The 12174-nt window shown below is 39.9% G+C and carries 12 protein-coding genes; 5 read left to right on the top strand and 7 right to left on the bottom strand.

Annotated features, from left to right (window positions below; genetic code table 11):
• Positions 1-297: 297 nt before the first annotated feature.
• From BM003_RS17975 to BM003_RS18270, 3 genes are read left to right on the top strand one after another with little or no spacing between them, the layout of a single operon-like run.
• On the top strand, positions 298-777 hold the full coding sequence (locus BM003_RS17975; protein ID WP_342742021.1) for a MarR family winged helix-turn-helix transcriptional regulator: 480 nt from the start codon (positions 298-300) through the stop codon (positions 775-777).
• 43 nt (positions 778-820) lie between these two features.
• Positions 821-1312 carry a glutathione peroxidase gene (locus BM003_RS13545; RefSeq protein ID WP_093673974.1) on the top strand — a complete coding sequence of 164 codons (492 nt, stop codon included), beginning with the start codon at positions 821-823 and terminating at the stop codon, positions 1310-1312.
• 40 nt (positions 1313-1352) lie between these two features.
• On the top strand, positions 1353-1685 hold the full coding sequence (locus BM003_RS18270; RefSeq protein ID WP_425441053.1) for an alpha/beta hydrolase: 333 nt from the start codon (positions 1353-1355) through the stop codon (positions 1683-1685).
• A gap of 566 nt (positions 1686-2251) precedes the next feature.
• On the opposite strand, the gene BM003_RS13535 is transcribed toward BM003_RS18270, so the two are convergent.
• The 6 genes from BM003_RS13535 to BM003_RS13510 form a co-directional block, all read right to left on the bottom strand.
• A complete protein-coding gene (locus BM003_RS13535; protein ID WP_093673970.1) occupies positions 2252-3016 on the bottom strand; it encodes a GntR family transcriptional regulator in 765 nt (254 codons plus the stop codon).
• Between the two features lie 103 nt (positions 3017-3119).
• A complete protein-coding gene (locus tag BM003_RS13530; RefSeq protein ID WP_093673968.1) occupies positions 3120-4025 on the bottom strand; it encodes an ABC transporter ATP-binding protein in 906 nt (301 codons plus the stop codon).
• Positions 4018-5094 carry an ABC transporter ATP-binding protein gene (locus BM003_RS13525; protein WP_093673966.1) on the bottom strand — a complete coding sequence of 359 codons (1077 nt, stop codon included), beginning with the start codon at positions 5092-5094 and terminating at the stop codon, positions 4018-4020. The genes BM003_RS13530 and BM003_RS13525 overlap by 8 nt, the downstream gene beginning before the upstream one ends.
• 18 nt (positions 5095-5112) lie before the next feature.
• A complete protein-coding gene (locus BM003_RS13520) occupies positions 5113-6099 on the bottom strand; it encodes an ABC transporter permease (protein WP_177184797.1) in 987 nt (328 codons plus the stop codon).
• Positions 6100-6104: 5 nt separating this feature from the next.
• Entirely contained in the window at positions 6105-7055 is a 951-nt protein-coding gene (locus BM003_RS13515; protein WP_218143269.1) for an ABC transporter permease, read from the bottom strand.
• 86 nt (positions 7056-7141) lie between these two features.
• Entirely contained in the window at positions 7142-8785 is a 1644-nt protein-coding gene (locus BM003_RS13510) for a peptide ABC transporter substrate-binding protein (protein WP_093673963.1), read from the bottom strand.
• 300 nt (positions 8786-9085) lie between these two features.
• Here BM003_RS13510 and BM003_RS13505 point away from each other — a divergent pair, with 300 nt between their 5' ends.
• Complete coding sequence (locus BM003_RS13505) at positions 9086-10063, top strand: SIS domain-containing protein (protein ID WP_093673961.1); 978 nt, start codon at positions 9086-9088, stop codon at positions 10061-10063.
• A 93-nt stretch (positions 10064-10156) separates the two neighbouring features.
• Entirely contained in the window at positions 10157-11002 is an 846-nt protein-coding gene (locus tag BM003_RS13500; RefSeq protein WP_093673959.1) for a PfkB family carbohydrate kinase, read from the top strand.
• Positions 11003-11278: 276 nt separating this feature from the next.
• Here the strand turns inward: BM003_RS13500 and BM003_RS13495 are convergent, their stop codons facing one another.
• Complete coding sequence (locus tag BM003_RS13495) at positions 11279-12130, bottom strand: PfkB family carbohydrate kinase (protein WP_093673957.1); 852 nt, start codon at positions 12128-12130, stop codon at positions 11279-11281.
• Between the last annotated feature and the right edge of the window lie 44 nt (positions 12131-12174).

Raw genomic sequence — 12174 nt, 5'->3', positions numbered from 1 at the left:
CTGGAGAGTGAAAAATTCTGTGTAAATAATACAAAAGGATAGTCTCCTGGGTATCTGAATTCCTTGATCAGCCAATCCTCTGATATAGGCTCCTGCTTCAATGGGAGGGATTTTTTGTGCATAATTCAGGAAGAACAGTAAGCCTCATGTTTTGATAGATTGAATTGAATGAATTTGATTTTGCTTTTGACCAAATTTAAAAATTCTCTACTTCACAAGCAGATGACTTGTCGGAAAGTGGTGTCTGTGTTAAAGTAAATCCGAAATCAATCGTGCACGATTGAAACAGTTGTATGACTGGGGGGCTCAGCAACGATTCCGGTTAATGAATCCATCAGATTAGATAATCAGCTTTGTTTTGCGGTTTATAATGCGAATCGCCTGTTTAACAAATTCTATCAGCTTGCACTCGCACCCTTTCATCTGACGTACGCTCAGTATGTTGTCCTGCTGGCACTCTGGGAAGAAGATGAGCTGATGCTGCATACACTCGGTCGAAGACTGCACTTGGAAAGCAACACGCTAACGCCGCTTCTCAAACGTTTGGAAAGCACTGGTTGGCTTGTGCGCCGGCGGTCACCTGAAGACAAAAGGCAGTTGTTCGTTCACCTGACGGATTTTGGACGACGAAAACAATCCGAAGTCCTTCAGGCAGTGCAAAACTGCGGTCAACAAACGGACCTAACCGAAGATCAGTACAGACTCTATCTGAAAAAGATTCAAGATCTGAACGCAGCATTAAGAAAATCGATTACGGACATAGTAGCAGAACATTGAATGCCTTTGGCCATATAATTTACAAATAAAGGGATGATCGAAAATGAGTATTTATGAATTTACTGTCAAAGATTTGAATGAAAACTCAGTATCATTGGCTAATTACAAAGGAAAAGTACTGTTGATCGTCAATACGGCGACACAATGCGGATTTACCCCTCAATATGAAGGGATTCAGAAACTGTATGAAAAATATCAACCAGAGGGTTTCGAAATTCTTGATTTCCCGTGTGATCAGTTTGGGCATCAGGCGCCGGGAACAAATGAGGAAATCAATCAATTCTGCTCCATGCGCTATCATACGACTTTCCCCAGATTTGCCCGAATTGACGTCAATGGCGAACATGCCGACCCACTCTACACCTATCTGAAATCACAGAAGGGCGGCATACTCAGCTCCAATATCAAATGGAATTTCACAAAATTCCTGATTGATCGTTCCGGGGCAGTCGTTCAGCGCTACGCAGCCACAGTGAAACCGGAAAAAATCGCTGATGATATCGAACGTCTACTGAAACAGCCGATCAACAGCTGAATCAAAAAAATGGCATAAAAACAGGACGGATTAGTAAAGAATAGACACCCTTGCCTTCATCCGACTGACTCCGGAGAACCCTTTTCTCAATGGATTAAAGGATTGTATGGGCGTCATTAGCTGGGTAAATCATCACGCTGATAAATTGAGAATCTATAAGAATGATATTTCATTAGTTCGTGATAGTGCAGAAGGTAATTTAGCCATTGTGTGCGCACTTAATGACTCAGCTAAGCAAATAACACAAGTCAGTTCTATTTACGGAGCACTTGATCTAATCAATCCCAGTCAAACATTTTATCACTGGAATTTATCATCCTACCCGATGAATAGGTCACAAAAAGCCTATATTACCTCTATAATTAGGCTTTAGAAAATTGACGGAGATATGTCGAATGCCACATCTAAAAAAGAACGACAGCCTAACAGATCCCAATATTTGTCCATTGTATTCGGATCGATTAGCCAGTCTCTCATCACTTACGTTAATCGAAAATGAATTTGACTATATCAGAATTTGCAATGATGTATTTTGTCAATTGGTAAAATAATCCTGATATCCTGGTATCCTGGTATCCCGTTAATTCAATTTGTTAGAATGGATCTTAGTTTCTTTGATCATCTTGGTGAGTATCCTCAGACAGAAGATTGCATCCACGAAATTGTGAATTTGGTCGTTTCGAAATAGAACAACTTACGCAACATGCCCTGATTAAATTTTTTATATTGCTGAACACTTATGTCATAAAGCGTCTAAATCCCTTACGTTCAACGGATTCAGACGCTTTATCAAATTTCGTAAGGGTAAGCACGGTATTTCGCTTAGCATGCAGGCGAATAAAATGCCCCGTCTCATTAAAGACGGAGCGGTCATTTTAAATTTAAAGGTTCCATTACCAAAGTTTCTGATGTTGTACACAAAAGATTCTAAAAATATGTTTAAGACTGAGGGTCAACCGTGTGATTCATATAGGAACTACCCTCAATTGACTCAATAGAATATGTGACCCGTGTTCCCAGTACCTTCATATTTGAAACTTGCACCGGATTATCGTCGACATCATATACGATCTTGTGAATATAGAACAGCGGCTCGTCAATTGAACAATTTAATTCCTCTTGTACCAACTTATCCGCAACAACAATGGAAATTTCTTTATACGATTTTGCAAGACACGTTTGATAATCTTGTTCCAATAATTTATAAGTTGACGATTTGTTATTGATTTTGTCAAATAACCCTGGAAACTTTTTTGCAGAATAAAAGGATTCATCGATCATATAGGGTGAACCACCATCAAGCAATACCCTTTTCAGATAAATAATCAGCTCATCAGCATCGATTTTCAGTTCACGCCTGATCCGTTCGTCAGGACTCTTATAACTTTTTTCAATAATAATTTTTCTTGGCCAGCGTCCGTTTTTATTTAGTGAATCAGTGAACCCATGAATAGAGTCTAAACGATCCTTAATTTTCACACTTTTGACAAAGGTTCCTTTACCCTGCTTCTTTTCTAGCAGGCCGTCCTTGCATAGATTATCAATAGCCTTTCGAACAGTAACCCTGCTTATACCAAATTTTTCCATTAACGTTTTCTCACTTGGTATTTTTTTTCCATAAGAATAGTCGCCACTAATAATATGGTTTCGGATTTCATTTTCCAGCTGTTCATATAATGGTTTTGGTATATCCGGGAGTACCATAAAATTCCACGCCCTAATTTTTTAGTATCATCCAGTTTATTTTACCACATTTGCCAATATAATCACCTGTACAAGGGACATACCACCGAATTATCCTCTTCTTCTATGGCTGAAGGACATAGTGTGTCCCACTAAGTTTCGACCAATTTGCTTTGCCATATTCTTCACGAGCATTTGTATTTTGATAACTTTGTATCGTGCGTGATTTCTCATATTCCGGATTGACTGTCGGTATCGCAGAGAGGAGACTCTGCGTATAAGGATGTTGGGCATGATGAAAGATCTCATCAGATGTTCCAATTTCGACAAGGTGCCCTAGATGCATCACACCAATACGATCAGAAAGATAACGTACCATAGACAGATCGTGCGCGATAAATAGATAGGCGGTTCCCGTCTCCTCCTGAATATCTTTCATCAAATTCACGATCTGGGCCTGAATCGAAACATCTAAGGCAGAAATCGGCTCATCAGCAATAACCAGCGGAGGTTCCATGATCAATGCTCTTGCAATCCCCACACGCTGTCTCTGCCCGCCCGATAGATCCTGTGGATAGCAATAAGCATAATCCTCGGAGAGACCCACTTTGCGAAGCATCTGAAATACTATATTCTTACGTTCTTTGTCAGAGCATCCAATATGGTGAATTTTCAGGCCGATCTCAATACTTTTCAGCACGGTTCGTCGTGGATTTAACGATGCCATCGGATCTTGAAAAATCATCTGGATTTTGGAACGCAACCAGCGTTGTGTCTGCTTACTCAAATTTCCTGATAAGTCTTTACCAAGAAAGTTAATATCACCTTGAGTTGGCGTTTCCAAACGAATAATTGAACGACCTGTCGTTGACTTTCCGCTACCTGACTCCCCTACAAGCCCGAAAGTTTCCCCAGGATATATACAAAAAGATACCCCATCAACGGCTTTATTAATCTGTTTGTGACCGGTTACGTAATATTTCTTTAAGCTGCGGACAGTCAATATTGGCTTTGCATTTTCCTTAGCCATTTCTATTTTCCTCCTTCATCAAGTCAATCCGTTTACGAAGAGACTCAGGAATGCGAATCTGCGGCGCCTTAGGATGAAGAAGCCAAGTTGCAGCGAAGTGATGATCATTTACTTTAAAAAATGGCGGTTCCATGCGAAAGTCAATGTTTAAAGCATAACGATTCCGCTCTGCAAATTGATCGCCTTTTACATCCCCGATCATCCGTTTCGGTGTTCCTGGTATGGAGGCTAGCCTTTCTTGCAAATAGGCCATATCCGGAGTGGACTCCAAAAGTCCCCAAGTATAAGGATGACGGGGGTCATAGAAGATATCATTACACGTTCCATATTCCACTATTTTCCCTGCATACATCACGTACACTTGATCTGCGATTCTAGATACAACGCCAAGATCATGCGTAATAAAGATAACGGACAAGTTGCGTGCTTTTTGAATTTTTTTAATTAAATCGAGTATCTTGGATTGAATCGTCACATCAAGTGCTGTAGTCGGTTCATCACAAATTAACAGATCCGGTTCACAAGAAATAGCGATCGCAATGACGATGCGTTGTCTCATCCCCCCTGAAAGTTGATAGGGATAAGCATTCATGACCGCCTTAATATTTTTTATTCCAACCGTCTCCAAAAGCTGATGCACTTGTTCTACCGCGGCCTTTAGTTTTATCTTTTTATGTGCAAAAATAGCTTCCAGAATTTGTTTGCCTATTTTCATAGTCGGATCCAGTGAAGTCATCGGATCTTGGAATATCATCGCAATTTTTTTACCCTTTATCTCTCTTTGCATATGTTTATTAGATAGCTTAAGCAAATCGATTGGTACGATTTCGTTATCCCTTTTGTTGTTAAAAACAATTGATCCACTTTCTATTTTTTCGTTCTTACTCAAAATGCGCATGATGGTCTTTACTGTAACTGATTTACCACTTCCTGATTCGCCAACAATCGCAATGGTCTTTCCACGTACAACATCTATAGTAACGCCTCTTAAGGCGCGCACACGACCAGAGAAACTTTTGAACGATATCGCTAAATTATTGATGCTAAGAATTATGTCCTCATGAGTCATGACTTCCCCACCTCCAAATTATTTCTCGTTAATTTCTGGATCGATGGCATCACGCAGTCCATCTGCAAACAAATTAAAGCTCAACATCAATAATACAAGTAGGATAATCGGGAAGAAGATCATGAACGGATAACTCATCGCTGAACTGAATCCATCATTAATCATCGATCCCAGGGATGCATAAGGCTCAGGTACGCCTAAACCAATAAAAGCCAGAAAAGCTTCAAGAAAAATAGCACTTGGAATTGAGAACATAAACGTTGTAATAATCGGACCTATTAAATTGGGCAAGATTTCCTTCAAGATGATCGTAACTGTCGACTCGCCAATCGTGTAAGCAGCCATCACGAATTCCTGTTCTTTAATTTTCAACACTTGGGCGCGAATAATTCGGGACATATTAATCCATCCCGTCAATATCATGGCCACAATAATACTGGATAGGCCCGGCTTTAGAACAACTAGTAAAAGCGTTACGACAATAATCGTCGGAACAATGCTGAGGACTTCCGTAATGCGCTGCATAGCAAGGTCGACCCGTCCACCATAATAGCCTGAAATCATCCCATAAATGACGCCAATCAGCAAATCAATTAGCATCGCCAGGCAAGCAATATAGAGCGATAATCTTGTCCCAGTTGCACAGCGTACCCATATATCACGCCCTAAATTATCCGTACCGAAATAATGGTAACGCGTACTGACCGCATCACTATAGCCATTAAATATCCCTATTTTTTCCAAAAGTGGGATACGCGGTGATAAGTTTGTTTCATCCGGACGAACACCTGTTGACGAATATGGGCTAAAGATAGGCGCAAATAGAGCAAAGAGCACAATCAATAAAATAACAACAAAGCTGGCGACTGCCCATTTGTTTGAAATAAATCCGCTCCAGACGCGTTTGATATAAGGAATATGTTTATTGTTTGAAGACAGTTCCATTCTTTGTTTATTTGCCAATTGAAAATCATTATCTAATAATGAATCATTTTGGATTAGCATGGGTGTCATTTCCCCCTTTTTGCAATTCGAATACGCGGATCGATCAGTCCGTACAAGAGATCGACAAAAAACATCGTTCCAATAAACATCAAGCTATAGATGAAGCTTATTCCGATGACTACATTATAGTCATTGGCTTGTATAGCATTTATATAGAGACTGCCCATGCCTGGAATAGAAAAGGCCTTCTCAATAACCAAACTCCCCGCCATTAAATCAACGGTCAAAGGTGCAAGGACGGTAATAATCGGGATCATCGCATTGCGAATAATATGTCTGCACACAAGTTGGAAACGTGTAATGCCTTTAGCATCAGCAAGTCGTATATAATCTTTCTCCATTACTTCAATCATTTCAGAACGTGAATACCTTGCAATACTTGCCAAAGTAAAGAAGCATAATGAAAGGGTTGGTAATATTGTTGATCTAAATGCCTCACTTGAACTATAGAGCAACGGAAACAGATTATATTTATAAGAGAAAATATAGGAGAAACATAGTGCAAGAACAAAGCTAGGGACGCTGACGCCAAGGATGGAGATACCTGTAGCCATCGAGTCAAAGAAACTGTTCTTACGTAATGCGGCAACGAACCCAAGCACAATGCCAATAAGCGAACCTACCACTGATGCTTGTAAGCCAATCTGAACAGAAATTGGCAATGTATGTGAGATCATGTTCGTAACTGTGGCATTTGTTTGTAAGGAATAGGAAACACCTAGATTACCAGTGAGCATTTGTTTCACATAAATTAGAAATCTTTCCGCAAGTGGTCTGTCCAGCCCGTACTCATGATAAAGAATTTTAAGCTGTTCATGAGACATTTTTGTATCATTGAACGGAGACCCAGGCATAAAATTCAACATCAAGAATAAGATGAAAAGGATAATAAAAAGAGTAATTAATGATAGAATCGTTCTTTTCCCTATATAGCGGATCATATGAATCACTTCCATTCTTAAATGCTCTAACTAAAGATAAAGTTTTTCACGAATAATCCGTGAAAAACTTTATAAATGCCTAAACTCAACTTACTATTTTGTCATTTGATGTATACATATTTGAAAAAGAGTGGAACACCACATGAATGATTAATAAAATTGTGCACCTTACTATTTAACAGGTATGCATTGGCTGTTTGATAGAGTGGAACACTCGTTGCAGAATCCATCAGGATATTCTCTGCCTTAATTAATGCATTCCACCGAACTTCAGACTTATTCACAAAGATCGTATTCGCTTGATTATATAAAGAGTCGAACGTTTTATCTGACCAAGCGCCATAGTTACTTACCATATTAGTCGTATACATGCTTAAGATAGCCGTCGGGTCCGCATAATCTGGTGCCCAGCGTGTCAAGGCTACTTGATAAGTGAAGTTTTGCATTTTGGCAAGTCGTGTTTTTTTAAGCATCGTTTGAAGATTCACATTCAGGTCCGGAAGCGTCTTCTCAATTTGTGATTTAATATAAGCCGCAACATTCCCCATATTATCTTCATCCTTACCATAGATGAGCGTAAAGCTTCTCAAGTTGGTTTCTTTCTTTGCCTTATTCCAATATTTTTTCGCAAGGTTTGGATTATAGGAATAAGGATTATTCGTCTGATCAGCAAAATCTTTATGATCCGTCGGCGAATAGGCGAAGCCTTTAGGTACAACCGATTCAGCTGGAACAGAACCATCTTTCAGAATTTTCTGTGTCAGTTCTTTGCTATCAATACTATAAGCAATCGCCTTTCGTAAATCCTTATTATCAAGTCCTTTAATCTTGCTATTGAACATTAAATACCAGTTGAAAGCACCAATATCTGTTCTAAAGTCCTTGCTGCTTTTATTCTGATTCACAAGGTTACCGGTCAGTGCTGCGTAGTCCACATCCCCATTCTTATACGCCATTACCGCTCGTTGAGTATCCGAAATTAGTTTAAGTTCAATCTTTTTTACTTTAACATTTTTCTTGTTGTAGTAGTTCTGATTCTTTGCGAGTGTGATTGAATTATCGCCGTTTTTCCAATTCTTAATTACGTAAGGACCATTATAAATCAAGTTCTTTGATGTCATCGAAAATTTCTTACCCTGAGCCTTGTAGAACTTCTCATTAATCGGAGCAAAGGAAGCGAAAGACAATAAGCTCGACATGAATGGAACAGGGCGGTTCAACTTAAGAACCAGTGTTTTTTCTCCTTCGGCGTAAACGCCTAAAGTCTTCGGGTCCTTCTTTCCTGCAATAATTGCGTCCGCATTTTTGATTTGTGCTTCGCTCAATTCAAAGCTAAAGCCAGATGCAAGTTTCGGATCAACCACTCGTCTCCAGGCAAACACAAAGTCACTCGCTGTAACTGGGGCTCCGTTCGACCATTTGGCATCCTTTCGAATTGTATATATCAGTGTTTTTCCGTTATCCTTTTTTGTCACTTTTTCCGCCATCGCTAATTGTGGCTTATTGTTCGGAGAAACTGTATAAAGTCCTTCATTCACATTGCCGACAACTATTGTCGATGATGTGTCATAGCTTAGAGCCGGATCCAATGAATCAATCGATGTGGGCTGCTGGAGCTTTAGCGTCTCACTATTGATCTTATCCTCTCCATTTGATGATGAACAGGCCACTAATGATAGAATGATAGATACACCAATTACAGAAAATAGTAATAATTCCATCGTCTTTTTCACTTTCGACAACATTTTTGGATCTCCCCCTTGTGTTTTGTCACAGTTACCACTGATATTAGGATATTTTAAAACGTATTAAATTTATTGAGTAAAATTTAACATTTCAAAAAAACAAAGTCAAATATATTTTCAGAAAAAAATAAAATTAAAATATAATATAGTGTTATTTTTACTATATTATCAGCATTTTTAAAGAAATTAATTTACAAATAATAAATTAAACATTGTAAAATAATTAAATTGATTTATAATTCATACGTAGTAATACGTTTTAATACGTTTTATTGAATCTACCGATTTGGAGGAATGAAAATGAAAGATTGCTACAGAGATCAAATCTCAGCTGCCATTGATGCTTTAAAGAAGAAAAAAACGATTAATCACTTCTACTTTGTCGCATGCGGAGGTTCCAAAGCGTTCTTGCAAGTCGCCAGCTATATCTTCGACAAAGAGATTGAAACTCCAAGCAGTATCTATTCGGCTAATGATTTTAATTATCGATCACCCAAAGCTTTAAATGAAAATTCCATCGTGATTACCTGCTCACATTCTGGAACAACTCCTGAGACTGTAGAAGCAACCCGAATCAGTCGCCAAAAGGGTGCGCTCACGATCGCGTTATCCAATCAACAGGATTCTCCATTATGGCAGGCAGCAGAGTTTCCTATTCAATATGAATGGGGACCCGAAGTTGATGTGAGTGATTTGAACAAGGGTATTCTTTACGGGCTTATTTTCAGTATTCTAAATACGCTTAATCCATGCGAGAAATACGAACACGCCATCCAGGCAGTCGATCAACTTAACACTTGGACGGTAAATGCTAAGGAGAAATTTGCCGAACGCACAAAAACATGGGCTAAAGAACTTAAGCGTGAATCGCTCATCTATACAATGGGTAATGGGGCAAATGAAGGCGAATGTTACTCCTTTTCCATCTGCTGGATGATGGAAATGCAGTGGATCAATTCTTCATTCATCCATTCCGGCGAATATTTTCACGGACCATTTGAAATTACGGACTTTGATGTGCCATTCCTGATCGTCAAAACACTTGGTAACAATCGTAAGCTCGATGACCGTGCTTATAATTTCTGCTCTAAATTCAGTGAAAAAGTCTACCTCGTTGATGCAGAGGAGCTTGACCTTACAGGGCTCGATGAATCACTGAAAGAATATTTTGCAACACCTATTTTGGCCGCCGTACTAAGACAACTCGTTGAAGCTCTCGCCTTTGAACGCGGTCATTCATTGAGCGTCCGGCGCTATATGTGGCAAATGAAGTATTAATGCCCCTAAACCGGTGGTATTCTATTGAAAAGATCAATTTTTAATAGATACCAATCATGCATTTAATTGCTCCAAGGGAGGAGGATTCCAACAATGGAAGCGAAACGTTTAATTGCCATTGGAGATAACGTAACAGACTGCTATGTTGAGAAACAGATCTATTATCCCGGTGGCAATGCTGTGAATGTCGCCGTCAATGCACGTAGAGACGGCTTTGATCATGTCGCGTATATCGGCATCTTTGGCAATGACAGCCACGCTGCACATATCAAAGATGCGCTGACAAAAGAAGACATTGACTTTCATTTGTCACGACAAGTCTACACCCATACAGCTCAGCCAATTGTAACCATTGATAATCATGGAGATCGTTTATTTAAAGCGGGACCGTTTCGAAGCGCACAACATTTATTTAAAATTTGCTTAACATCGGACGAACTTGAGCAACTTGCCAATTTCTCTGTTTGCCATACGAGTTGCTATTCACATTTGGAAAATGAGTTGCCAAATATTAGTTCTCGATGTGCTCTATCATTCGATTTCTCAACAAACTATGAAATAAGCTACTTAAAGAAAGTGTGTCCTTATCTTACTTTCGCCTTTTTCTCAACATCTGATTTAACTTCCGATCAAACCAAACAATTGCAGGAAACCTGTCATCAATTAGGTACTCAATTCATTTGCTGCACGAAAGGTGAACAAGGAAGCACACTTTACGATGGGACTCATTTCTACCATCAAGGAATTAAATCTGTAGATATTGTGGACACAATGGGTGCTGGAGATTCTTTTATCGCTGGATTTGTCACTGCCTTCGTTGCAAAGAATATGACTCTTTCGCAATCGCTTGATTTTGCAGCATCAGCAGCGGCACAAACGTGTACGATTGACGGCGGCTTCGGCTATCCGCACCCCTTCTCAGACGATACGCTTGTCTGAGAAACAAGTTTTTTTTGCAAGACTTCCCCTTTTATATAGATTAACGTTATCAGCTCTGTGTCTATCACGAGCTGATTTTTTTAATTATCTACTGAATGACTTCGCCTTCAAATTCCACGCACAATAGACACCCTTGCTTTTAGCTACCAGTTCCTACTACCAAACCTGTAGCGGACTTTCACTGCCTAGCTATCGTCCATGCTGAGCGCACGCAAAAAAAAGCTGACTGCATCGCGCAATCAGCTTTTTTTCGCTTCAAATTTCTTTTTTAGATGATTATTCTTCGGTTGTGTCAAGCTTTTTCCCCATACCGAAGGACCCCTCAACCAGGCACTGTTGCGCTGAGAAATCAGCGGCCAACTCCAGTGCCTTTGTTATCGCTTCTTTCTTGCCGGCAGCATTGCCAAGCTCCTTATAATAGTGAACTAGGAAGCAAGTGATGAAAGCATCTCCGGCTCCCATGGTATCTAGAGCTTTAATATAATGGGCCGACTGACGATAACAGTGACCTTCTGTAAAAAGGAAGGCACCGTTTTCGCCTTGAGTACAGAGCACACACTCGCAGCCGTAACCGGAAACGCGTGAAGCTAGGTTTTTCAGTTCGTCCTCAGTCAAATGACTACATGAAAAACAAGCGATATCAATGTACTTGGCGACGCGCTTAATATCTTCTTCCGTAAATTCGCTGGAGAAATCATAAGAAATTGGAATACCTAGTTGGTGAATCGATGGGAGCGCATCATCAGAAAAACCATTGATATTGCAATGAATCAAATCAAAGGTTTTTAAATAGTCCACATCTTTGTTAGAAATCGTTAAGCCATATTGGCTTAGGACGCCGCCGCGATTGCTTCCCAGGAAAATCCGATCGCCGTCTTTGAGCGTTACTCTGGCATAGCCGTTTTCGCCTTCATAAGTGCGGCAGTGGGAGAGGTCCACCCCGTAAGCCTCAGCGGATGACTGGACATGTTCAGCAATCTGATCCGTTCCAAAAGCGCCGAGAAAAGCGGATTCGAACCCAAGCTTTCTCGCGAATACCGCGAAATTCAAGGCATTGCCGCCGGGATACATCGTCTGTCTCGATTCATAGATATCAACGACATTATCGCCAAGTCCTAAAAAACGCACATCTGAAACCTTCTTCCATTTGAGATTTAATGTGGTTCTTTTTA

Source organism: Sporolactobacillus nakayamae (genome assembly GCF_900113325.1).
Lineage (GTDB): Bacteria > Bacillota > Bacilli > Bacillales > Sporolactobacillaceae > Sporolactobacillus > Sporolactobacillus nakayamae.
The sequence above is the reverse complement of the archived record's forward strand: the minus strand, read 5'-3'. Positions and strand labels throughout refer to the sequence as shown.